At 33.3% G+C, this 25,424-nt stretch carries 25 protein-coding genes; all 25 read left to right on the top strand.

The window, feature by feature from the left end; translation table 11 throughout:
- Positions 1-9: 9 nt before the first annotated feature.
- The 25 genes from ACPWSR_RS16120 to pgeF all read left to right on the top strand — a co-directional run bounded on the left by ACPWSR_RS16120 (position 10) and on the right by pgeF (position 25,401).
- Positions 10-264: an IreB family regulatory phosphoprotein gene (locus ACPWSR_RS16120; protein WP_426349248.1), complete on the top strand. Its 255-nt coding sequence runs from the start codon at positions 10-12 to the stop codon at positions 262-264.
- Between the two features lie 48 nt (positions 265-312).
- Positions 313-738 (top strand): Holliday junction resolvase RuvX, encoded by a 426-nt coding sequence (ruvX, locus tag ACPWSR_RS16125; protein WP_426349249.1) that lies wholly within the window; start codon positions 313-315, stop codon positions 736-738.
- A gap of 6 nt (positions 739-744) precedes the next feature.
- A complete protein-coding gene (locus ACPWSR_RS16130) occupies positions 745-1,008 on the top strand; it encodes a DUF1292 domain-containing protein (protein ID WP_426349250.1) in 264 nt (87 codons plus the stop codon).
- A gap of 13 nt (positions 1,009-1,021) precedes the next feature.
- Positions 1,022-1,477, top strand: coding sequence for a Fur family transcriptional regulator (locus ACPWSR_RS16135; protein WP_426349251.1), 456 nt, complete (start codon positions 1,022-1,024; stop codon positions 1,475-1,477).
- 43 nt (positions 1,478-1,520) lie between these two features.
- The gene (locus ACPWSR_RS16140) at positions 1,521-3,188 is read left to right on the top strand and encodes a ribonuclease J (RefSeq protein ID WP_426349252.1); all 1,668 of its coding nucleotides are present in this window, start codon (positions 1,521-1,523) and stop codon (positions 3,186-3,188) included.
- Between the two features lie 117 nt (positions 3,189-3,305).
- Positions 3,306-5,132 (top strand): translational GTPase TypA, encoded by a 1,827-nt coding sequence (gene typA / locus ACPWSR_RS16145; protein WP_426349253.1) that lies wholly within the window; start codon positions 3,306-3,308, stop codon positions 5,130-5,132.
- Between the two features lie 21 nt (positions 5,133-5,153).
- On the top strand, positions 5,154-6,167 hold the full coding sequence (mltG, locus tag ACPWSR_RS16150; RefSeq protein ID WP_426349254.1) for an endolytic transglycosylase MltG: 1,014 nt from the start codon (positions 5,154-5,156) through the stop codon (positions 6,165-6,167).
- 12 nt (positions 6,168-6,179) lie between these two features.
- Positions 6,180-6,830, top strand: coding sequence for an O-methyltransferase (locus ACPWSR_RS16155; protein WP_426349255.1), 651 nt, complete (start codon positions 6,180-6,182; stop codon positions 6,828-6,830).
- Positions 6,827-8,080 carry a peptidase U32 family protein gene (locus ACPWSR_RS16160; RefSeq protein WP_426349256.1) on the top strand — a complete coding sequence of 418 codons (1,254 nt, stop codon included), beginning with the start codon at positions 6,827-6,829 and terminating at the stop codon, positions 8,078-8,080. Before ACPWSR_RS16155 ends, ACPWSR_RS16160 begins: the two co-directional genes overlap by 4 nt.
- Positions 8,081-8,701, top strand: a complete 621-nt coding sequence (gene udk / locus ACPWSR_RS16165) for a uridine kinase (RefSeq protein ID WP_426349257.1) — start codon at positions 8,081-8,083, stop codon at positions 8,699-8,701.
- A 56-nt stretch (positions 8,702-8,757) separates the two neighbouring features.
- Positions 8,758-10,407 (top strand): penicillin-binding transpeptidase domain-containing protein, encoded by a 1,650-nt coding sequence (locus ACPWSR_RS16170; protein ID WP_426349258.1) that lies wholly within the window; start codon positions 8,758-8,760, stop codon positions 10,405-10,407.
- Positions 10,408-10,653: 246 nt separating this feature from the next.
- A complete protein-coding gene (locus tag ACPWSR_RS16175) occupies positions 10,654-11,796 on the top strand; it encodes a DUF3798 domain-containing protein (protein WP_426349259.1) in 1,143 nt (380 codons plus the stop codon).
- Between the two features lie 117 nt (positions 11,797-11,913).
- Positions 11,914-13,503, top strand: coding sequence for a sugar ABC transporter ATP-binding protein (locus ACPWSR_RS16180; RefSeq protein ID WP_426349260.1), 1,590 nt, complete (start codon positions 11,914-11,916; stop codon positions 13,501-13,503).
- Positions 13,487-14,557, top strand: a complete 1,071-nt coding sequence (locus ACPWSR_RS16185) for an ABC transporter permease subunit (RefSeq protein WP_426349261.1) — start codon at positions 13,487-13,489, stop codon at positions 14,555-14,557. Before ACPWSR_RS16180 ends, ACPWSR_RS16185 begins: the two co-directional genes overlap by 17 nt.
- Positions 14,550-15,968 (top strand): ABC transporter permease subunit, encoded by a 1,419-nt coding sequence (locus ACPWSR_RS16190; RefSeq protein ID WP_426349262.1) that lies wholly within the window; start codon positions 14,550-14,552, stop codon positions 15,966-15,968. The genes ACPWSR_RS16185 and ACPWSR_RS16190 overlap by 8 nt, the downstream gene beginning before the upstream one ends.
- A 175-nt stretch (positions 15,969-16,143) precedes the next feature.
- Positions 16,144-16,845: an RNA polymerase sporulation sigma factor SigK gene (sigK, locus tag ACPWSR_RS16195; RefSeq protein WP_426349263.1), complete on the top strand. Its 702-nt coding sequence runs from the start codon at positions 16,144-16,146 to the stop codon at positions 16,843-16,845.
- Between the two features lie 357 nt (positions 16,846-17,202).
- Positions 17,203-18,255: a type IV pilus twitching motility protein PilT gene (locus ACPWSR_RS16200; RefSeq protein ID WP_426349264.1), complete on the top strand. Its 1,053-nt coding sequence runs from the start codon at positions 17,203-17,205 to the stop codon at positions 18,253-18,255.
- Between the two features lie 549 nt (positions 18,256-18,804).
- Positions 18,805-20,031: a cell division FtsA domain-containing protein gene (locus ACPWSR_RS16205; protein ID WP_426349265.1), complete on the top strand. Its 1,227-nt coding sequence runs from the start codon at positions 18,805-18,807 to the stop codon at positions 20,029-20,031.
- A gap of 17 nt (positions 20,032-20,048) precedes the next feature.
- Positions 20,049-21,140, top strand: coding sequence for a cell division protein FtsZ (gene ftsZ, locus ACPWSR_RS16210; RefSeq protein WP_426351402.1), 1,092 nt, complete (start codon positions 20,049-20,051; stop codon positions 21,138-21,140).
- 211 nt (positions 21,141-21,351) lie between these two features.
- Entirely contained in the window at positions 21,352-22,146 is a 795-nt protein-coding gene (locus tag ACPWSR_RS16215) for a sigma-E processing peptidase SpoIIGA (protein WP_426349266.1), read from the top strand.
- Positions 22,147-22,155: 9 nt separating this feature from the next.
- Positions 22,156-22,863, top strand: a complete 708-nt coding sequence (gene sigE / locus ACPWSR_RS16220; RefSeq protein ID WP_426349267.1) for an RNA polymerase sporulation sigma factor SigE — start codon at positions 22,156-22,158, stop codon at positions 22,861-22,863.
- Between the two features lie 81 nt (positions 22,864-22,944).
- Positions 22,945-23,718 (top strand): RNA polymerase sporulation sigma factor SigG, encoded by a 774-nt coding sequence (gene sigG / locus ACPWSR_RS16225; protein ID WP_426349268.1) that lies wholly within the window; start codon positions 22,945-22,947, stop codon positions 23,716-23,718.
- Positions 23,719-23,881: 163 nt separating this feature from the next.
- The gene (locus ACPWSR_RS16230) at positions 23,882-24,136 is read left to right on the top strand and encodes a YlmC/YmxH family sporulation protein (RefSeq protein WP_426349269.1); all 255 of its coding nucleotides are present in this window, start codon (positions 23,882-23,884) and stop codon (positions 24,134-24,136) included.
- A 60-nt stretch (positions 24,137-24,196) separates the two neighbouring features.
- Positions 24,197-24,664, top strand: coding sequence for a transcriptional regulator NrdR (nrdR, locus tag ACPWSR_RS16235; RefSeq protein WP_426349270.1), 468 nt, complete (start codon positions 24,197-24,199; stop codon positions 24,662-24,664).
- A gap of 35 nt (positions 24,665-24,699) precedes the next feature.
- Complete coding sequence (gene pgeF, locus ACPWSR_RS16240; protein ID WP_426349271.1) at positions 24,700-25,401, top strand: peptidoglycan editing factor PgeF; 702 nt, start codon at positions 24,700-24,702, stop codon at positions 25,399-25,401.
- Positions 25,402-25,424 lie beyond the last annotated feature (23 nt).

A 25,424-nucleotide genomic window follows, 5' to 3' on the forward strand; every position in this document is an offset into this window, starting at 1 on the left:
AGCGCATATATGGGTATTAATGAAAACACTATGCATTTTGATTTTTCAAGTAATAAAAAAGAGCTGACAAAGTCAATTATAACTGAAGTATATGAAGCTTTGAGTGAAAAAGGGTATAATCCTGTTAATCAGCTTGTAGGATACCTAATCTCTGGAGATCCAACATATATAACTAACCATAAAGGTGCAAGAGCCTTGGTTAGAAAGTTAGAAAGAGATGAAATCCTTGAAGAGGTAATTAAAGCTTATTTGGAAATCAAATAAATGAAAAGTGCCCATAAGGCACTTTTTATTTAAGTAAAGGGAGTAATCATGAGAATAATAGGTTTAGACATTGGAGACAAAACCATAGGTGTCTCCGTAAGCGATCCTCTGGGCCTTACCGCGCAGGGTATAACTACTATACATAGAAAAAATAAAGAGAAGGATACAGCTGAAATTAAAAAGTATGTAGACTTATATAATTCTCAGCTTATTGTTTCAGGGATGCCTAAAAATATGAATGGCTCTATAGGTCCACAAGGAGAGAAGGTCATAAAATATTGTAATTATCTTAAAAATAAGCTTCAGATAGAGGTGGTTTTTTGGGATGAGAGGCTCACAACCGTTGCAGCTCACAGAGCGATGCTGGAAGCTGATTTATCTAGAGAGAAGAGAAGTAAAATCGTAGATAAGCTAGCTGCTGTTTACATACTACAAGGATATTTAGATAAATTAAATCTAGAAAAGAGGAGGTAAAATTAAATGAACAATGATATCGAAACAATAGTTCTTCAGGATGAAAATGGTGTTGAAACTGAGTTTGAAGTGATAACTAAGCTTGACATTGAAGATGAAGAGTATTTTATTGTAACACCTATTGATGATGAAGAAGGAGATGCAATTGCTCTTAAAATAGTAACAGATAGCGAAGGTAATGAAATGTTAGCTACTGTTGAAGATGAAGAAGAATTTGCTATGGTAGCAGAAGCATATAGCACTATCTTTTCTGATAGTGAATTAAATTAGTAGAGGTAAACCTATGTCAAATTTATCCATAGAAGATATACAGAAATTAAAAGAAAACTTAAAACAGAGGGGATATAAATTAACTCCTCAAAGAAGAGCTATATTAAATGGTTTTCTTCAGAATGAAGGTAAGCATCTTACCGTGGAAGAAATTTACGATGATGTTAAAGAACAGTGCCCAGAGATAGGTCTTGCTACAGTCTATAGAACTGTATTATTATTAGAGGAAATGGGAATAATATATAGACTTGACTTAGAAGATGGCTGTGCAAGATATGAATTAGTACATGAAAATGAAAATCATAGACATCATCATTTAGTTTGCAGCAATTGTGGAGACGTTATTGAGGTTGAGGAAGATCTTCTAGAAAATATAGAAAACATTATAGAAACTCAATATGATTTTAAAATAATGGACCATAGCGTTAAGTTTTTTGGTACCTGCAGCAAGTGTAAAACGGAAAATTAAAAATGTTCGTCAGAAAAATAATAAAATATAAGGAGGGATGCTGATGAAAAGAGAAAAAGGTAAAGTAAAAGTAATTCCTTTAGGCGGAATAAACGAAATTGGAAAAAATCTTACTGCCTTCGAATATAAAGAAGAAATTATAGTTATTGATTGCGGACTTGCATTTCCTGATGAGGATATGTACGGAATTGATATTGTAATACCTGATATCAGCTATTTAATAAAAAACAAAGAAAAAGTAAAAGGAATTTTTCTGACCCATGGACATGAGGACCATATAGGTGCATTACCATATTTTCTGAAACAGCTAAATGTACCAGTTTATGGAACTAAGTTAACTTTAGGCTTAGTGGGGAATAAGTTAAAGGAGCATGGGCTTTTAAGTTCAGTAGAACTGAAAATTGTTGCTCCAAGAGACATCGTTAAACTTCAATATATGTCTGTTGAATTCATTAAAACAAACCATAGTATAGCAGATTCTGTTGCTATAGCTATACATACACCATTAGGAGTAATAATCCATACAGGAGATTTTAAGGTGGATTATACACCTATCGATGGAGAAATTATAGACTTAGCTAGATTTGCTGAATTAGGTAGAAAAGGAGTTTTACTTCTATTAGCAGATAGCACAAATGTTGAAAGACCTGGATATACCATGTCTGAAAGCACCGTGGGAGTAACCTTTGAAAATATTTTCTCTCAAACTACAGGCAGAATATTGGTAGCTACCTTTGCTTCTAATATCCATAGGCTACAACAAATAATTACTGCTGCTCACAAATATGGCAGGAAGGTGGCTGTATCCGGAAGAAGCATGGAGAACAATGTCAATGTTGCCTTAGAGCTTGGATACCTAGAGCTAGAAAAGGATACCTTGATAAGTGTTGATGCTATCAACAAATATCCACCAGAGAAATCTGTCATTATAACTACAGGAAGTCAGGGAGAGACAATGTCTGCCCTATCAAGAATTTCTAATAATGATCATAAAAAGATATCTATTAGTCCTGGAGACTTAGTAATTATTTCTGCTTCACCAATACCAGGTAATGAAAAGCTCATATCAAAGGTAATTAATCAGCTATTTAAAAAAGGTGCAGAGGTTGTATACGAAGCCTTAGCAGATGTTCATGTATCAGGTCATGCTTGTCAAGAAGAATTAAAGCTAATGCATGCTTTAGTGAAGCCTAAGTATTTTATCCCTGTACACGGTGAATATAGACATCTTAAGCAGCATACAGAATTAGCAATAAAGATGGGTCTTAAGCCTGAAAATGTATTAATCCCTGAAAATGGTGATGTGATAGAAGTGGGAAGAGACATGCTAAGAAAAAATGGTACGGTAGTATCAGGAAATGTTTTTGTTGATGGATACGGAGTAGGAGATGTAGGTAACGTTGTACTTAGAGACAGAAAGCACCTATCCCAGGATGGTATATTAACAGTTGTTGTTACTATTGAAAAGGAAAGCAGCAGTGTTATAGCAGGACCAGACATCATATCCAGGGGCTTTGTATATGTAAGGGAGTCAGAGGATCTCATGGATAATGCCAAAGAGATAGTTAAGCAAACCTTAAAGGAATGTGAAGATAAGGGCATTAGAGATTGGTCGACACTAAAATCAAAAATTAAAGAAGCTCTAAGAATTTTCTTGTATGAAAAAACAAAGAGAAAACCAATGATATTACCAATTATCATGGAAATCTAATTAATAAGTAGTGAAATATTGACTTTTAAGCATTCAAAGCTTAGAATAGTTATGGTTATTTAAATTGGATACCTATGTATCCAATTTTTTTTAAAGTAAACAATCGGAGGAAAAGAAATGGAATTATATATACGTAAGGATATAAGAAACATTGCAATTATTGCCCATGTAGACCATGGTAAGACTACCCTTGTGGATGCTATGTTAAGGCAGAGTAATGTTTTTAGAGTTAACGAGAAGGTTGATGAAAGAGTCATGGATTCAAATGACCTTGAAAAAGAGAGAGGAATAACTATATTATCCAAGAATACTGCAATACACTACAAGGATATCAGAATTAATATTGTTGATACACCTGGACATGCAGATTTTGGTGGTGAGGTTGAACGTGTTCTTAAAATGGTAGATTCCGTTTTACTAGTTGTTGACTCATACGAAGGTCCAATGCCTCAAACAAAGTTTGTTTTAAGGAAGGCTCTTGAGCTAGATCTTTTACCAATAGTTGTTATAAATAAAATAGATAAAAAAGATGCACGTCCTATGAATGTTATTGATGAAGTTTTCGACCTCTTCGTGGAGCTTGGAGCATCCGATGAGCAGCTTGACTTTCCAATAGTGTATGCATCAGCTAGAGAAGGCTTTGCAAGAATGGAAGTTGATGATGAAAACAATGATATGATTCCTTTATTTGAGACAATACTTGAAAATGTAGCACCGCCAAAGGGATATATAGATGAACCCTTCCAAATGCTTGTAACCACCTTAGATTCTAATGAATATGTAGGAAAGATAGCAATTGGAAAAATTGAACGCGGCCGTGTTAGAAAAAATTCTCAAGTAGTACTTCTTAATAATGAAGGAAAGCAGATTAATACTAAGGTTTCTAATCTATATGTTTATGATGGACTTAAAAGAGTAGAAACAGAGGAGGCTGCTTTAGGTGATATAGTAGCTATTAGTGGATTGGGGGACTCTAATATTGGTGATACAGTAGCAGATGCTTCCTGCCCTGAAGCTCTACCTTTTGTTAATATAGATGAGCCAACCTTAAATATGAATTTTATGGTTAATGATTCTCCCTTCGCAGGAAAAGAAGGAGATTTTGTTACCTCTAGACATTTAAGAGACAGATTGATGAAGGAGCTTGAAACTAATGTTAGTTTGAGAGTTAAAGAGCTTTCTCCCGATTGTTTTGAGGTCAGTGGTAGAGGTGAGCTTCACCTGTCCATATTAATAGAAACTATGAGAAGAGAGGGCTATGAATTCCAGGTTTCTAAGCCAACGGTAATATTTAAAAATGAAGATGGTAAGAAAAAAGAGCCTATGGAATATCTTACCATTGATGTGCCAGAAGAATTTATGGGACCAGTTATGGAAAAGCTAGGACCAAGAAAAGCTGAAATGGTAAATATGACCTCTGCGGTTAACGGCTACACCAGACTTGAATTTATAGTTCCTTCCAGGGGATTAATAGGATTCAGAAATGAATTTATGACTGATACAAGAGGTAACGGTATAATGAATCATATTTTCCACGGATATGAAGATTATAAGGGTGATATATCACAAAGAAGCAGAGGTTCTTTAGTTGTATTTGAAAGTGGAGAAGCTATTACATATGGCTTGTATAATGCACAAGAAAGAGGTACCCTATTTATAGAACCAGGAACTCCAGTATACTCTGGTATGATTGCTGGCGAATGTTCAAGAGCCGAGGATATTGAGGTAAATGTATGTAAAAGAAAGCATTTATCAAATACAAGAGCTTCAGGATCCGATGACTCCTTAAGACTCAGTCCAGTAAACAAGTTTTCTCTAGAGCAATGCTTGGATTATATTAAGTCCGATGAGCTAGTAGAGGTGACTCCTAAGAATATTAGAATGAGAAAAAGAATCCTTGATAGCACTGAGAGAAAAAGAGTAGTATCTAGAAATAAACAATAATTCTTTTTTGGGGAGGAAATTATGGGTAAGAAGGTCATAACTATTATTCTAGTTTTTTTTCTTATAGCTTTAGCTGGAGGAATATTTTACTACAACACCGTAGTTAATAATCCTTTCTCTAGTGATGAAGAGAAGGTTTTAATTACTATTGAAAAAGAAGATACCCTGTACAAACTTTTAGGGTCATTAAAAGAAGAAGGTAAAATAAAAAATACAGCATTGATAAAAATCTATATTAAATTAAACAACATAGATGGTAATATTAAACCAGGTACCTATGAAATTTCTACTAAAGATAATTTGGCGTCTTTCCTTAATATTATTTCGCAAGGAAATGAAAAAGAAAATAGTATAAGAGTAACTATACCGGAAGGCTTCGATGTAGAAAAAATTGCAAAAACCTTAGAAGAAAATGGACTTAGTACCTATGATGAATTTATTAATGCTGTTAAGGGATATCCAATACCTGAGTATATTACTTTATCAACAGAGAAAAAATATAATCTAGAAGGATTTTTATTTCCTGATACCTATGAGTTTAAAAAAGACTCAGTTCCTGAGGATATTATTAGAATAATGCTTACAAGGTTCGAAGAGGTTTTGCAGGAGATAGCAAAGGACCAGAATACCCAGATTCCTAAAGAAGACATAGAAAGATATATAATTATGGCCTCTATGATAGAGAAAGAAGCCAAAACCAAAGAAGAGATGAGTACCATAGCATCAGTGATCTATAATCGATTAGAAATACCAATGAAATTACAGATTGATGCTACAGTTATATATGCCCTAGGAGAGCATAAGGAAATATTGACTTATGATGATTTGAAAGTAATCTCTCCATATAATACATATATAATAGATACTCTTCCTATAGGACCAATTGCAAGTCCAGGAAGAGAAGCTATAAAAGCAGCATTAAAGCCTGATACTACTAATTACATATATTATTTGTATAACCCTGAGGCTGGTAATCACTATTTTACTAATGATTACAATGATTTCTTACAAAAGAAAAGTGAATTTGGCTATTAGGAGAGACGATTAATGGAAGGTATTACTTATGATTATATGGTAGATTATTTGAGAGGTTTAATCAGAGATAATATACCAGTTATAAAAGAATTAGAGGCTTACGCAGCTGATAATAATATTCCTATAGTACAGAAAGAAACTTCAAGATTTTTAGAGCTAATTACAACTATACAGCGCCCTAAGAGGATTTTGGAGTTAGGAACGGCAATTGGCTATTCCTCAATATTAATGAGTGAGTCCTTGGACAATAACGTTGATATTTTAACCATAGAACGGGATTCTAGAATGATAGCTATAGCTAAAGATAATATAGTGAGGTACGGCTACAAGAACATTAAAATTCTTGAAGGAGAAGCACTAGAGATATTAGCTAGTCTAGAAGGAACCTTCGATATGATTTTCTTAGATGGAGGTCAGGGTCATTATATTCATTATTTACCTCATTGCTTAAGGCTTCTAGCTAAAGAGGGTGTAATTGTAGCTGACAATGTTCTGTTTCGAGGAATGGTTGCCTCTGATGAATTAATAAAAAGAAGAAAGATAACAATAGTAAAACGAATGAGAAAGTATCTTGATGAAGTAAATGCGAATCCTACCTTGATAACCTCAGTAATTCCCATGGGGGATGGGATAGCAGTTACTAGAAGGAGGATAAAGACATGAGAAAACCAGAGCTATTAGCTCCTGCGGGAAATTTAGAAAAGTTAAAAACAGCAATTGATTTTGGAGCAGATGCTGTTTATTTGGGCGGTAGTAGATTAAATCTTCGTGCCTTTGCTGATAATTTTACTGAAGAAGATATATTAGAAGGGGTTAAGTATGCCCATGATAGAGGTAAACAAGTTTATGTAACCATGAATGTATTTCCTCATAATAATGATTTAAATGGATTAGAAGAGTATATAATAAGTCTTCATAAAGCCAATGTAGATGCAATAATTGTTTCAGATCCTTCTATAATTGTTACTGCTAGAGAAGTGGCTCCTGATCTTGAGATTCATTTAAGTACTCAAGCAAACAATGTTAATTGGAAGTCTGCGGAGTTCTGGCATAAAAACGGAGTAAAGAGGATAGTTCTTGCTAGGGAGCTCTCCTTCCCTGAAATCAAGACAGTTAGAGAAAACTTAAGTGAAAGCTGTGATTTGGAAGCTTTTGTACACGGCTCTATGTGCATGTCTTATTCTGGAAGATGTCTTCTTTCAAATTATTTAACCGGTAGAGATGCAAACAGAGGTGCTTGTGCACAGCCTTGCAGATATAAATATTACCTAGTAGAAGAAAAGAGACCGGGTGAATATTACCCAATTTATGAGGATGAGAATGGCACCTATATAATGAATTCTAAGGATTTATGTATGATAGAGCATATTCCAGAATTATTTGAAAGTGGTATATATTCCTTTAAGATAGAAGGAAGAATGAAGAGTGCTTATTATGTTGCAGCTGTAGTTAAAGCCTATAGAGAAGCTATTGATTCTTATTACAGAGATCCAGATAACTATAGGTTCCAGAAGAAATGGATGGATTTACTTAACAAGGTTTCCCATAGAAAGTATCATACTGGATTCTACTTTGGAGAAACAAATAAACAAATTTATGAGACATCAAGCTATATAAGAGACTTTGATATAGTTGGCGTAGTGAAGTCTTATGATAAAAAAAATCATATTGCTACCATTGAGCAGAGAAACAAGGTTTTTGAGGGTGATACTGTAGAAGTCCTTAGACCTGTAGGGGATTGTTTTGAAATTAAGATATTAGAACCAAAGAATATAAGTGGAGAGAGAATTTCCTCAACCCCTCAAGCTCAGATGATATATACTATAAGCTGTGAAAATGAATTAAAAGAAAATGATATGCTGATCAAAGAAAAGAAACCAGGACTTACTATTGAAAAGAGGGGGAGCAACTAAATGAAGAAGCCTATCTTAATAGGAATAACAGGAGGTACAGGTTCAGGTAAAAGTACAGTTGCAAAGGAGATTTGCAGCAAATTTAGCGAAGACTGTATAGCTATGATTGAACAGGACTCCTACTATAAGGATCAAAGTCATTTATCCATGGATGAAAGAGTCAAGACAAACTATGATCATCCTGATGCTTTCGATAATGAGCTTTTGGTTTCACATCTAAAGACACTCCTAGAGGGTAAAGATATAGAAAAGCCAATATATGATTTCTCTGTCCATACTCGAAAAGATGAGACAGTAAAGGTAGAACCAAGAGATATTATTATTCTTGAAGGAATTTTAGTTCTTTCTGACCCGGAGATAAGAAATCTTTTAGATATAAAAATATACGTTGATACTGATGCTGATGTAAGGATAATCAGAAGATTGGTTAGAGATATAAATGAAAGAGGTCGTACAGTAGATTCTGTAATAAATCAATATTTGACTGTTGTTAGACCAATGCATCTTCAGTTTATAGAACCAACGAAAAGATATGCAGACCTTATTGTTCCTGAAGGTGGACATAACAAAGTTGCAATAGATATAATTTCTGCAAATATTAAGCATATTCTACAAAAATAAAACTAACTGTATTAAAACACTTCCTTTAAGTTAATAATCTTAAAGGAGGTGTTTTTTTGTATAGGAATTTAAATAAAAGCAGGATAAAATTTTTATTTATCATTACAGTAGGTTTATTTGTCATATTTTCAGCTAGACTTATATATTTTCAGTGGATAAAAAGAGATTACTACAAAGGTATGGCAGAAAAGCAATACAATTATGGAGAAGCTATATCCAGTTTAAAGTATCAAGTATTATCATCAGATGGAAAATATCTTCAAAGTTACTATTATGATTACGTAGCTGTTATTAATATTAGGCTATTTAAGCTTAATAACTATGAAAATAATATGGATAAGCTATTGACCATAAACTACATAATGAAAGAGAATATAGAGGATTTTGATATTAACAGCCTCTTAAATGGTAATTCTGGAAATAGGTATTACTTAATAAATGCAGAATCATATGAAAAGCTACTTCCCATAGTTAAAAAAACAAAAGGTATATATGTATTTAAAAGAGAAGCTATTGATAATATTACTAATTCCAATATAGTCAATATACTCACCAATATTAAAAATTCAGATGATGAGTTGAAGGAAATGGATTCCTTAGAGAGAAAGTTAAACAGCTATATGGAGAATAACGAATTTCTTCAAGCCATGGTTCAAGTAGATAAAAGCGGCTATATAAAGCAGGAAGGCTATAAGGTTCCAGAGCTACCATATGTTACTTTGACTATTAATAAAGAATTACAGGACACTATAGAGTCTGTATTAAGAGATGAGCTCTTTAGCAAATTTAAACAAATTGGAGCTACTATTATAGAGGCTGAAACGGGTAAAATTAGAGCTATGGCTCAGAAGGATGATTATAACGTTAATATTAATATTGCAGCTGATCAAAATGGATATCCACCAGGTTCTACCTACAAGCTTATGAGTGCCGAATATGCATTAGAAAATAACTTAATTAGTACTGAGACAGAATATTACTGTGCTGGAATCGACAGTTGTAAGGGAAAGAGTCATGGGCGTGTTAACATGGAAAAGGCAATAAATCTATCTTGTAATTCTTATTTTGTAGATTTGGGCAATGAATTTACCGCTGAGGAGCTGAAAAACTTCTCAATGAGGCAGGGTTATTTAGATAAAGTACTTAATTTAGATAAAGAAACTAAGGGAAAAGTAAACTCTAAGTATAAATATAGCTTAATCCTTGGCGGCAGTATTGACTCTTCTATAATACAAGTAGCTGCATCCTTATCGGCAATAGTAAATGAAGGATATTATATTAAACCAATGTTAATAGAGGATGTAACCAATAACAAGGGTGAAAGTGTAATGACCTTTCCTATTAAAAAAGAGAAGGTTATATCTAAGGAAACAGCTGATATAATTAAGGGATACATGAGAACCACTGTAATAAACGGAACGGGAGCGTCTGCTAATTTAGAAGGAGTTGAGATAGGCGGTAAAACTGGCACAGCAGAGAAACCAGTAGAATCAGTTGATCCCATAACTGGAGAAACAATCAAGACTAATCACGAATATGGTTGGTTTGCTGGTTACTTCAAGAAGGATAGCAAATATTATACTATGGTGGTTATGGTCCCTGATATTAATATGATCGAGGATGAGGGGATAGAATATCAGGGGAGCAATACAGCGGGGCCGGTGTTTAGAGAGATTTTAAAGAGGATAAAAGAAATGGAATTTTAACAAAAACGTAAAAATACACTTCAAAGTGCAAGGTTTTGGTATATTTTAATGCCTTATCCCTGCACTTTTTATTATTACTTTATTTATGATGAGTATAATACAAAATTAAATGGTATATATTGTAAAATAAGTATAAATATAGTAAGATGGTATTATTCGAAATTAAAAAGTTAATAGAATGTTTAGAATATTGTTTCATATATATAATAAAGAACATATTCTAACAAAAAAGGGGAGGTAAAGATATTGAAGAGATTTGCTACAGGTATTTTAAGTTTGATGATGCTGTTGACTTTAGCAGGCTGTAGAGGAGAGGAGAAGACACCGGATAAGGTGGAAGAAGAGAACTATAAAATCGGTATTATCACTGGAACCGTTTCTCAAGGTGAAGAAGAATTCAGAGCAGCTGAAAAAATGGCTAAAAAGTATGGCGATATGATTGTAACTGCAACATATCCTGATAATTTTTCTACTGAGACAGAGACTACTATATCTAATGTAGTTGCTCTTTCTAGTGATCCAGAGGTTAAGGCTATAGTATTTGTACAGGCAGTTCCTGGTGCTAGTGCAGCTATAGATAAGGTTAGAGAGACAAGACCGGATATGTTATTTATCTGTGGAGTTGCTGCCGAAGATCCAGCTACAATAGCCAGTAAAGCTGATATAGTAATGCTTGTTGATGAAATAGGCATGGGTACAGCTGTAATAGAACAGGCTAAAAAGCAAGGGGCTGAGACCTTTATTCATTATTCCTTTGCACGTCATTTAAGCTATGCAACAATAGCAGCCCGTAGAGAACTTTTTATGAAGACTTGTGAGAAATTAGGGATAGAATATGTTGACGTTACCGCCCCAGACCCAACAGGTGATGCAGGGGTATCTGGAGCTCAGCAGTTTATTCTAGAAGATGTACCTCGTCAGGTTGAAAAGTATGGTAAGGATACTGCATTTTTCTCTACTAACTGTTCTATGCAGGAGCCTTTAATTAAGTCAGTGCTAGAGCAAGGAGCTATATTCCCTCAACAATGCTGTCCATCACCATATCATGGCTATCCAGCAGCTCTCAATATATCTGTAGACGGTCATGAAGGAGATATTGACTATATGCTTGAGCAGACCAAAACTAAGGTTGAAGAAGGCGGTAATGCAGGAAGAATGTCTACTTGGAATGTTGCAGTTAATATGCTCATGGTAGAGGCTGGAGTGGAATATGCCATTGAGTTCTGTGAGGGTAACACTAAAGATACTCTCGATGAAGAAGTATTATTTGGTATCATAAACAAAATTGCTGGTGGAGAAGGAAAAGCTACCATTTCCAATTATGAGGATGAGGCTGCAGGAACTATAGATAACTTCTACATGATTTTATGTGATTATTATGATTTTTAGAATTTAATAATAAATAAGTTATTGCTTTCGTCGGTTTATAAGCTTATAAGCCGACGAATTTCTTGAGAATATGACTAATCAGGGGGGAAAACATTGAACACCCAATATGTTCTTAATATGAGTAAAATTGTGAAGGAGTATTATGGCAATAAAGTATTAAAAGGTGTTTCTTTGAAGGTTAAACCTGGAGAGATACACGCTCTTATGGGTGAAAATGGTGCAGGAAAATCAACACTCATGAATATTTTGTTTGGAATGCCTGTAATCCACTCTACTGGAGGCTTTAGCGGTAAGGTAGAGATAATGGGAGAAGAGGTGAAACTAGATACACCTCTGAAAGCAATGGAATGTGGTATTGGAATGGTACATCAGGAATTTATGTTAATACCTGGTTTCAACATAACTGAGAATATAAAGATTGGAAGAGAAATATCTTATCCTACAATTATAAGTAAGATTTTTAGTAAGGAGTTAGAAACGCTGGATACTCGCAAAATGGCTGCAGACGCTAGAAAAGCATTAAATACAATAGGTATGACTATAGATGAATATACAAAGGTAGCAGGGCTTCCAGTAGGATATATGCAGTTCATAGAAATAGCAAGAGAAATAGATAAGACAGGGATAAAACTTCTAGTTTTTGATGAACCTACTGCAGTACTTACAGAAAGCGAAGCAGAAAAATTACTTGAAACAATGAAACTCATAGCTTCTAAGGGAATAGCTATTATCTTTATTACCCATAGGCTTGATGAGGTTATGGAAGTAGCAGATAGTCTTACTGTATTAAGAGATGGGGAGTATGTAGCAGAAAGGGATATTGAAGAAACTAGCGTTGTTGAAATAGCAGAGCTTATGATAGGTCGAAAAGTAGAAAAATTAGTTGATGAGAAAGAAGATAAAAGAGTAATAAAAGAAGATAATATAGCCCTGTTTGTGAAAAATTTCTATGTAGATATGCCTGGAGAGAAAGTAAAAGGTGTAGATTTAGAAATAAAAAAGGGAGAAATCTTTGGTATTGGAGGTTTAGCAGGTCAAGGAAAATTAGGAATACCCAACGGAATATTCGGTCTTTATCCTGCCACGGGTGAAGTAAATGTATTTGGGAAAAAATTAGAGCTTGATAACTTAGGAGAGGCCTTAAAAAATAGCCTTGCCTTTGTATCTGAAGATAGAAGAGGCGTAGGGCTTCTTTTAGATGAATCTATTGAACATAACATAGCTTTTTCAGCTATACAGATCAATGGAAAGTTCTTAAAGAAATACCCAGGTTTTACTCTTATTAATAGCTCTGAGGTTAGAAGGCACGCTGAGCATATGAAGGAAATTTTAGATATTAGATGCACCAGTACAAAACAAAAAGCTGGAAGTCTTTCTGGGGGGAACCAGCAGAAGGTTTGTTTGGCTAGAGCACTTACATTAAAACCAGAGGTATTGATAGTTTCAGAACCTACTCGCGGTATAGACATAGGAGCTAAGAAATTAGTTTTGGAATATCTGTCTAAACTTAATCGAGAGGAAGGCATGACAATAATAATGATTTCTAGTGAACTGGTAGAGCTTAGATCATTATGTGATAGAATTGGTATAATATCTGGAGGTAAATTAGTAAATATATTATTATCGGATTCAGAAGATGCTGAGTTCGGACTAGCTATGGCAGGAAGTAGTGCAAGAGGAGGGGATATAAATGAAGGAAAAGTTTAAAAAGGCCTTAGAATCCTTTGGCTTGCCTAGAATTATTATAGTAGCATTTTTTATTGTATTATTTATTATTGCTGCAGGTTATGGAATGAACCTTCCGAGTTTATTCTCGGATGTTATAAGGAGATGGGGGATGTATGGAATATTAGTACTAGCTATGGTACCTGCAGTTCAGTGCGGAATTGGATTAAATTTCGGAATTACCTTGGGTATAGTTGGGGGAATACTCGGTGGACTTATTGTTGTAGAAATGGATATAGCAAGAAATTTTCCTATGGGACCATGGGTAGCAGTATTAGTGGCCATGATAATTGGATTGATAATTTCTAGTATTTTGGGATATTTCTATGGCTTGGTTTTAAATAAGGTAAAAGGCTCTGAAATGACAGTATCCACCTATGTTGGATTTTCTGTAATAGCTTTTATGAATATAATGTGGTTGGTACTACCTTTTAAAAGCGGTACGTTAATTTGGCCTGTTTCAGGAGATGGTCTTCGTAATACAATCAGTTTAGATGGCTCTTTTATCAAAGTATTTAACAGGACATTAGATTTTTCTATAGGTGGAGTATATATTCCCACTGGATTGTTACTGTTTTTTTTCTTTACTTGCTTTATTGTATGGTTGTTCTTAAAATCAAAATCTGGTATGGCTATGGCTGCAGCAGGTGCTAATCCAGTATTTGCGAAGGCTTCAGGTATCAATGTTAACAAGATGAGGATTCTTGGTACAGTAGTTTCTACTGCTTTAGGAGCTGTAGGCATAATAATCTATGCACAGAGCTATGGTTTTATACAAATTTATAATGCACCATTAATGATGGGCTTTCATTGTGTTGCAGCAGTTCTAGTTGGTGGAGCAAGCATAGTCAGGGCAAAGATATCTCACGTTATATTAGGAACATTTTTATACCAAGGACTCTTAGCAGTTGCCTTACCCGTTGCTAACTCAATATTACCAGAGGGAAACTTATCTGATGTAATGCGCTTAATTATATCAAATGGTATAATTCTCTACGCTCTTACTAAAACGGGAGGAGGAAATACACGTGAATAATAAGATGAAAAAACTGCTCTATATTTTATTCGATAATAAAGTAGTTATATTATTTGTTCTTCTTTGCATAGGTGCAATAATTGCAGCGGACAAGCCTCTGACCTTTGTGGCTGCAGAGTTGTTTACAAGAATAGGAAGAAATACCTTTCTTGTTCTATCTCTTTTGATTCCTGTTTTAGCTGGCATGGGGTTAAACTTTGGTATAGTTATTGGTGCCATAGCAGCACAAATTGCTGTATTTTGGGTGGTTTATTGGGGGGTTACTGGTATAGAAGGTTTCCTTTTATGCTTGCTAATATCTACACCGATAGCAATATTCTTTGGCTTTTTGGTAGGAAGATTATTCAACAAAATGAAGGGTTCAGAAATGATAGGGGGCATGGTATTAGGATATTTTGCAGAAGGTCTATATCTATTATTCTTCCTTTTTATTATTGGAGGAATTATTCCTGTATCAAATCCTACCCTAATAATAAATGGTGGTATTGGAGTTAAAAATACAATAGACTTAAAAGGTAACCTGAAATACTCCTTAGATGGTTTATCCATTAATACTATATTTTTAACCGTTGCAGCAGTTCTTATAGCACTTACTATAATTTCTATTATTTTCAAGACAATTAAAAAGGAAAAGATAAATCTTATAAAAAGCATTTATCCTATAGTAATAGGAGTTTCTTTAGTAGTTTTAACATTTATACCGGCTATGGGTGATTTTTTATCAAAAGACAGACTTGTATTATTAACTGCTGTAGAACTTGGGGTGGTGGCAGTTGTCTTCTTTAATATCGCCAAAATAATTATAAATGCTGTTAAATATAAGGAAAAACAACGCTATATTAAGCCAATAGTTTTTATTATTATTGCTGCTGGAATATACTTGTTAACGTATATACCTGAGATATTTACTGTTCTTATTACTGTAAAGATTCCAGTAATGACCTATCTCTGTATATTGCTCCTATGTTTTTTTAACAGCTGGCTTATTAGTACTAGGCTAGGACAAAATATGAGGACTGTAGGTCAAAGTAGAACAGTAGCAAATGCTGCAGGTATCAATGTTGATAGAACAAGGATAATTGCAATGATCCTTTCTACAGTCTTAGCTTGTTGGGGACAATTAATTTGCCTTCAGAATATTGGAACCTTTTCAACATACGGAGCTCATACTCAGGTTGGTCAATTTGCAATTGCCGCTTTACTTGTAGGAGGTGCTTCAGTTCATAAAGCTAATAATAAGCAGGCTATTATAGGAGTTATTCTATTTCATACCTTATTTATTGTGGCACCACAGGCAGGAAAAGAATTATTTAACAATGCACAAATAGGAGAATACTTCAGAGTATTTGTTGCCTATGGAGTTATAGCAGTATCCCTAGCTATGCATGCTTGGAATAGGAAAAAGAAGTAAAAAATATGTTAAGAATAATTAAGCAGGGCATTATTTCCCTGCCTTTTTCTTTTTAACTAATACTATAATTACTCATTATCATCGAAAAAATATATAGTCAAAATTCAATAATTATAGGAAACTATTATATTTCATCTGAATAATATAATATAAGCACTATTGAGAGGAGCAACTAGTGTTTCCTATTAATTATCTATTAGAGGTATTGGGAAGTATATCTTTTCTGAGCGGATATATAACTGGAGGAAATTCTTTTCCACAGCCCTTAGATGAGAAGGAAGAAGAGGAATATTTAATAAAACTTAAAAACGGAGATGGAGACGCAAAAAATATCCTTGTTGAAAGGAATCTAAGACTTGTTGCACATATTGTAAAGAAATATACCTATCCAGGTAAAGAGATAGATGACTTGATTTCTATTGGCACTGTAGGACTCATAAAAGCCATTGATTCCTTTGATGTTAATAAAGGTACCAGATTAGCAACCTATGCAGCTCGCTGTATTGAAAATGAAATTTTGATGCTAATCCGGAATAATAAAAAGGTTAAGGGAGAAGTATATCTTCAGGATCCAATAGGAGTAGATAAGGAAGGAAATGAAATTTGTCTTATTGATGTTTTAAGTAGCGAATATGACTCTATTACAGATATTGTAGAAAATAAGATACAAGTTAAAAAATTATATAATAAAATTTACACTGTATTACAGGAAAGAGAAAGAATCATAATTGAAATGCGGTACGGACTTATAGATGGAAAATGTAAAACACAGAGAGAAATTGCTAAACTTCTTGGGATATCAAGATCATATGTATCAAGAATTGAAAAAAAAGCTCTTAAGAAGCTTTATAAAGAATTAAATGGAAAAGCTAAATAACATAAAATAACCTTCTTTTATTGCTAAATTTAAAGAAGGTTATTTTATTTTTATAAAATCTATTTATGAATTTACTAATTAATGTTATAAATATTTCAGCATTTATAGCTTATATTAAAAAATCAAAAGGATATTGATAGAATTTATAGAATATTAATATTGTGTTAATCTTATTATATTTTATTATAATCTTTTTATATGGAAGAAATATAGTTAAGGTGAAGAATTCTTCAGTTATTCCGATAATCATATGTAGGGAGAATAAACCTATGTATATATAATCTAACTGAAGGTTATATAGAAACTTATGGAGTCTTGTAATTATCTATATATAAATAGTATTAAGGGGGTCATAACTTGGCAACGTTAAAAGAGCTTTTAGAGCTCACAGTGAATAAGGGTGCATCAGATCTGCATCTTACCGTAGGTATATCGCCAGTGATAAGGATAAATGGCAAGTTAAATCCTATTGGTAATATTAAGCTTATGCCGAAGGATACAGAAAAATTCGCTAAGGAACTTTTAGGAGAACTATATAGTGATTATCTTGAAGAAGGGGAAATTGATACCTCATATTCTATTCCTGGACTAGGAAGATTTAGAGTTAATGTTTTTAAGCAAAGAAACAGCACTGCCATAGCTATTAGAGTAATCTCACTTAAGATACCAACCCTCCAAGAGCTTGGGTATACGCCTGTGATTAAAGAATTAACCACGAAAAAAAGAGGACTCATTCTTGTAACCGGTCCCACTGGAAGCGGAAAAAGTACAACCTTAGCTGCAATGATTAATGAGATTAATAATACCAGAGATGGTCATATCATAACCTTAGAAGATCCTATCGAATACCTTCATAAGCATAATAAGTCAATTATTAATCAAAGAGAGATTGGAAAGGATAGTAAGAGCTACAGAAATGCCTTAAAATCTATCCTTAGAGAGGATCCTGATGTAATACTAATTGGAGAGATGAGAGATCTAGAGACTATTTCCATTGCTATAACTGCAGCAGAAACAGGACATCTTGTGTTATCAACTCTACATACAATAGGAGCGGCAAAAACCATTGATAGAATCATAGATGTTTTTCCACCATATCAGCAACAACAGATTAAAATACAGCTTTCCGCGGTACTTCAGGGAATTGTTTCCCAGCAGCTAGTACCAACAATACAAGGTGGAAGAACTGCAGCTGTGGAAGTTATGATAGCTACTCAAGCTATACAAAATATGATAAGAGAAGGAAAAACACATCAGATTGAGTCTGCTGTACAAACAGGAAATAAATATGGTATGAAAACCATGGATATGGCATTGACTGAGCTTTATAAAAAAGGGAGCATTACAGAAGAGACTGCAAGAACCTATAGTATTGATAAAGAAATGATTTCTAGAATGATGCTGCTATAAAATACGAGGGCTGATGACATTTAATCCTAAAGGTCATCAGCCCTTAATTAAAAGGCCATATAATCATACATTTTTAAGCAATAATCACAGGTCAAATTATTATTAGGTTGGGAAGTATAAACCTTTACATCTTTGATTAACATTTCTATTAAATTTCTTTTCATACTAAATCCTCCTTAATTATTTTTGCATATGATTTAGTATGAAGCTAACCAAAGGACTCGTCTTCTCGATGAAACAAAGATTCTCTAAAAAAATAAATATTTCCTGTTCATCTCATAATAGTACCTCCTAATAATTTATTTCAAAATATTCTAACATTATTATACCACAATTTCAGTATATTATCAAAGGTAGAGTTATATACAATATTTACTATATAAACAATAATTTGCTTTAATTTATGAATGTTATTTGTATGTTAATAAAATATATTTATTTTGTTAATTGAAATAACTTTAATATTGTTATAATTTTTAAGAGGAAATTAGTTTATTTTGTTGAATACTATATTAACCCCTATAGTCAAAGGAGGAAATAAAATAAAACATGTATGGAAAACTATTAGTTGGTATTGACATAGGTTCTAGCGAAATTAAACTAGTTGCAGCGGAAAGAAGAGATACAGAGGAACTAAAGTTTTTAGGCGAAAAAAGTATAGAAGCTAAAGGGATTGAAAAGGGAATAATTAAAAACCATTATGATGCCAGTAATGCTATAACTAACCTGATAGTAGAATCTCAAAAGTTAATAGGAAGACAGATAACTGATATTTACATTACAGTTCCTAGTGGTATATGCCAGCTTATCCACACTAAGGGAGAGGTTGAAGTCAATGATGGTGAGGGGATTATTGGAAAAAGAGATATTCAAAGAGCTCGAGAGGCTGCATGCAGAATAGTAACTCCTCATGATTATAAATTTATTCAGCTTATTGAAAATAAATATAATATTGATGAAAAGATGAGTACAAAAAATCCTATTAGAATGAAGGGGAGAAGCTTAGTCCTTGAAGGAAGAGCTGTTTTAATAAGTGCTAAATGCTACAAAGACTACCTTAATATATTCAAAGAGCTGGATATTGAAGTTAATGGACTTAGAATAGCATGTGAGGCTGCTGCAGAGCTGCTTATCGATGATTTAGATAAGAACAGAGGGGCAATATTAGTTGATTGTGGCAAAAATAAAATAGATATCGCTACTTTTTATGAAGGAATACTTCAGGAAGTTATGCAGGTAGCCGTTGGTGGAGAGATAATAACTAAGGATATCTCCTACTGTTTTAAAATAAATGGAGTGCAGGCTGAGGAATTAAAAAGCTTCAGTAATACTGGTAGCTCTGATTTACATACCACTTCTCCAATAGACTACAATTTATTAAGAGAGGTTATTGATGCAAGATTATTAGAAATGGGGGAAATGATAGAGAAGGAGCTAAAGAATCGTAAGAATAATACCGATATTAGTAATATTATTATATATGGTCAAGGAATATCCTTATTTAATAATATATCTAATAGATTTTCTTCTATATCTGACAGGAATATTAGTTTTGTTGGTAGCGAGCTATATGATCATATTGATTCTAAGTATATGAATGCAAGAGGACTTGTTAATTTGGTATATAATGAGTTAAAATGGGATTATGAAAAAGAAAATGTAAGTGCAAATGTAATAGAAGAAAATGTCATAAAGAATAAAACTGAAAAAAGTAAATTTATTAAAAAACATGGTATAGTTTCAAAGATGAAAAGTATATTGGAGGATTTATTCTAAAGGAGGAATTAATTTTGTTGGATTTTGATGTAGATGTTCAAGAATTTGCAAATATAAAGGTTATTGGATGTGGCGGCGGGGGAAGCAATGCTGTCAACAGAATGATAATAGATGGTCTGAAAAATGTTGAATTTATAGCAATTAACACTGATAAGCAGGCATTGATGTTATCTAATGCTTCTCAAAAAATTCAAATTGGAGATAAACTAACAAAAGGACTTGGCGCCGGAGCTAACCCTGAAATTGGACAAAAAGCTGCAGAAGAAAGCAAAGAAGAGATTTCACAGGCAATTAAAGGCGCTGATATGGTGTTTATTACTGCAGGTATGGGAGGAGGAACAGGTACTGGAGCGGCACCAGTAGTAGCTGAAATAGCTAAATCCTTAGGAATACTGACTGTAGGTGTTGTTACCAAGCCATTCCCTTTTGAAGGAAGAAGAAGAATGCTTCATGCTAATATGGGAATAGAAAACTTAAAGAAAAGAGTAGATACTCTTGTTACAATTCCCAATGAGAGATTATTAACAATGGTTGACAAGAAGACAACCCTTTTAGATTCTTTTAAATATGCTGATGATGTGCTTCGTCAGGGTGTTCAAGGTATTTCAGACCTTATTACCATACCTGGGTTAGTTAATTTAGATTTTGCTGACGTAAGAGCAATTATGCTAGAAAAAGGTCTTGCTCATATGGGAGTAGGTCAGGGTAAAGGCGACGAGAGAGCACAGGAAGCTGCAAAGCAAGCGATTTCTAGTCCTTTATTAGAAACCTCAATTATGGGCGCTACAGGAGTACTTCTAAATGTAACCGGTGGATTAGATTTAGGTCTTTTAGAAATAAATGAAGCGGCGGAAATAGTTCAAGAGGCTGCAGACCCTGATGCTAATATAATATTTGGTGCTGTTATAGATGAAAATCTTAAAGACGAAATAAGAATTACAGTTATTGCAACAGGATTTGAAAGAGAAAAGGAAAGTGCTAAAACAGAAAAGAAGACTCAGGAAGCAGCAGTTACCTCAACTCATGAAGAGAAGATAGAGGAACCTAAGTTCACTGAACCAGAAGAGAACTTAGATATACCAGCCTTTTTAAGAAGGCAAAGAAGATAGGCCATAAATATATAAATAAATATGTAATAAGTCTTACTAATAATACCTTTATAGGTAGTATTAGTCGGTAAAACAGGAGATATTAAAATATCTCCTGTTTTTATTTATAATTTTGTAACAATTTAACCTATAAAAAAGTTTATACCACAGTAAAACTGACAAAATAATGAAATAGTAGGATATATAATAATAGCTATAGAGGGTGAGGGCGTTGATTATTTATATTGATATATTAATTGCTGAGAACTTTGTTGTTAATTTATTTTTGTTAGTAATGACTGGGAATATAATAAGAGTAAAAAAAAACTACGTTAGTTTAATGTTAGCAGCAGGGTTGTCATCAATCTATACTCTATGCTATGTGATACCTAGCACTAAATTTTTAACTGAGCTTCCTTTTAAATTCATTATGCCTGCAGTATTCTTAATTGTTGCATATAGCAAGCAAAAGCTATGGCAATATATCAAGATATATATTACATTCTTAGCTCTAGCATTTTTATTGGCAGGTATTTGCTTCTCCTTTGAATCCAGTAAGTTTACTTTAGAGCATGGATTAACGATGAAATATACTAGCTATAAGCCTATAATAATTGCATTATTAGCAGTTGGACTTATAGTTGATAGGTTAATAACCGCTATAAGAGATAGGCTTATAATGAAGGAATTTATCTTTCCTATAACAATAATACAGGATGATAGAAAAGTGAATGTAATGGGTTTTTTAGATACGGGAAATGAGCTTAAAGAGCCAGCAACAAATTTACCAGTGATAATAATTGAAGCAAAAGCTGCTGAATTCCTAACTGAACAAAAGAAAAGCTTCTATATACCTTATAAGGTTATAGATGGCAGCACTGGTCTCTTAGAAGGTTTTATACCTGATGAGATCATTATGATGAAAGATAATCAGAAGATAAATATAAAAGCAGTGGTGTGCATAACAAGGGAAGAGCTAAGCAGAGATAAGGACTATGTTGCATTACTTTCTAGAGGGATTTTATAGGGGTGTAAAATGATAAATTTAAAAGCTATATTAAATAAGATACTTATTAGATTCAAGCTCTTTACTAGGAAAATCTATTATGTTGGTGGAAATGATGCTCTCCCTCCACCATTAACAAAGGATGAGGAGGATTCCTTTGTTAATATGCTGATTCAGGGAGAAGAAAGCGTTAGGAGTATTTTGATTGAAAGGAATATTAGATTGGTGGTTTACATAGCCAGAAAGTTTGAGAATACAGGGGTTGGAGTAGAGGATTTAATCTCAGTAGGCACAATTGGATTAATAAAAGCCGTCAATACCTTTAATCCTGAAAAGAAAATAAAACTGGCTACCTATGCTTCAAGATGCATAGAGAATGAAATCTTAATGTATCTAAGAAGAAATTCAAAGATTAAAGCGGAGATTTCCTTTTATGAGCCGTTAAATATTGATTGGGATGGGAATGAACTTTTGCTATCGGATATATTAGGTACTGACAATGATATTGTATATAATTTGATAGAGGATGAGGTGGATAAGGAGCTTTTGTTCACTGCTATGAAGAAATTAAGTGAACGGGAAAAGGAAATTGTAAAATTGAGATTTGGTCTCTTTGGAAGCAAAGAAAAAACTCAAAAAGAAGTTGCAGACATGCTCGGTATATCCCAATCTTATATCTCAAGGCTAGAGAAGAGGATTATTAAAAGGTTGAAAAAAGAAATTAATAGGATGGTATAGGTATGTCTTTCAGTATAATTTCTATCCCTTAGGAAATAATTTTAATGAAGCTTTTATTACTTCTGAAGGGAATGAGCTTATATGATGATTAATAAGGTTGAAATTTGCGGAGTCAATACATCTAAGCTTCCGGTGATTAAGGAACCAGAGATGAAAAGACTGCTTTTGGTCATGAAGGAAGGGGACACAGAAGCAAGGGAAACCTTTATTAAGGGAAATTTAAGATTGGTACTCAGTGTGATACAGAGATTTAATAATAGGGGAGAAAATGTTGATGATCTGTTTCAGGTAGGATGTATAGGTTTAATGAAGGCTATTGATAATTTTGACTTAAGTCAAAATGTTAGATTTTCCACCTATGCAGTTCCAATGATTATTGGTGAGATAAGGAGATATTTAAGAGATAATAACTCTATTAGAGTTAGTCGCTCTCTAAGAGATATAGCATATAGAGCTTTACTAGTTAGAGATAGACTGATTAATGAAAATAATAAGGAGCCTACAATTTCTCAAATTGCAAAAGAATTAGATATTCCAAGGGAAGAGGTTGTTTTTGCGCTAGATGCAATTCAGGATCCCGTATCCTTATTTGAACCTATTTATCACGATGGAGGAGATGCAATCTATGTTATGGATCAAATAAGTGATAACAAAAACTTAGATGATTCATGGCTTGAGAATATTTCAATCAAAGAAGCTATGAAAAAGTTAAATGACAGAGAAAAGCTAATTCTTACTTTAAGATTTTTTAATGGAAGAACACAGATGGAGGTAGCTGAAGAAATAGGTATATCCCAGGCTCAGGTATCTAGACTTGAGAAGACAGCATTAAAGCATATGAAAAAATATATTTAAGAGCCTTAGGCTCTTTTTTCTTTGATATTTAGTGGATAAAGCGTCGGCTTATAAAGTTAGCTATGGCAATCTGGAATTTTAAATACTAGATACTGGACTAATTATTGTGAGTATAAAGGTATAAAATCTTTCATATTATTTAATTAAAGAAGGGGGGAGGACCATGGAAAATTCTCTTTATTCCATAAGCAATATAAAAAATATGGAAGTCATTGATATAGCTACTGGTGCAAAGCTAGGAATGATAAAAGATTTTAAGATTGATTGTGATAATTACAATATTATATCTGTTTTAATACCTATTTCAAAGAGCAACTGGTTGACTAAAATTGAGCTTTTAGAAATACCCTGGGAGGATATAGTTAAGGTTGGAGTTGATGTAATTTTGGTTAAGGGTCAGATTAAAAGCGATAGTTAATAGTAGAAATTAGTTGAAATATAGTATACTATATAAATACAGAAGGAAAGGAGTGAGCCTATGAAATGTCCATTTTGTTCTTATGAGGAAAGTAAAGTTGTAGACTCTAGAGCTACGGAAGATTATACTGCAATCAGAAGAAGAAGAGAGTGTCTAAAGTGTTCAAAAAGATACACCACTTATGAAAAAATAGAAGATATCCCTATACAGGTAATAAAAAAGGATTTAACTAGAGAAAATTTTGATAAAAATAAGATTATAAATGGATTGATAAAGGCTTGCCAAAAAAGGCCGGTTTCTATTACTCAAATTGAACTTTTAGCAGCTGATGTAGAGAAGGTTTTAAGTAATCAAATGAATCAGGAAGTGAAATCCGACTTTATTGGTGAATTAGTTATGGAAAGACTTAAGAAGATCGATGAGGTTTCTTATGTGAGATTCGCTTCTGTATACAGGCAATTCACCGATGTAAATACCTTTATGGAAGAAATTCGTAATTTAATGAATAACAATAAGTCAAATCTGTAGGTTTGACTTATTTTTACATAGGTATGGAGGTAATTATGAAGGTCATTCAGGATAAAAAATATTCATATATAATAGATAAAATAGATAATGCTATATTTGTTTTTTTTACCGGAGAAGAGGGTCTAGATATTAATGTTGATAATATTGAAGAATATAAAAAAAGCTTAAAAGAATTATTTACTATTGATGATATAGGATATATTAGACAGTGTCATAGTGACAAGATTTTTGAGTATAATGAAGACATACAAATTGGAGATGCATTATATACTATTGAAAAAAAAGTCGCCGTTGGAGTGTTTACTGCAGACTGTGTACCAGTCCTCCTATATGATAAAAGGAATAGAGTAGTAGCTGCAATTCATAGCGGTTGGAAAGGGACTTTTGATAAGATTACAACAAAAACTATAATGAGGTTAATAAAAGAGAAAGGCTCTAGGGTGGAAGACCTTGTAGTGTATATAGGACCTCATATCCATCAATGCTGCTATGAAATCAGCAATGACCTAAAGGTGAAGTTTTTAGAAGCAGGGATAGATGAAGCTGCTTTTAAAGGAAGTAAATTAGATTTATCCTATATAATAAAAGAAGATTTGAGAAATATGGGGATATTAAATAATAATATATATGAAGCAGACTATTGTACAAAGTGTAGCAAGGATTATAGATTTCATTCTTATAGAAGAGATAAAGACTTATCAGGGAGAAACTTTTCATTAGTTTACCAAGTAGAATAAATGAATTTATAGAAAATAGAGTC

Origin of the sequence: Alloiococcus sp. CFN-8 (genome assembly GCF_049943125.1) — a bacterium.
GTDB lineage: Bacteria > Bacillota > Clostridia > Clostridiales > Clostridiaceae > JAEXZL01.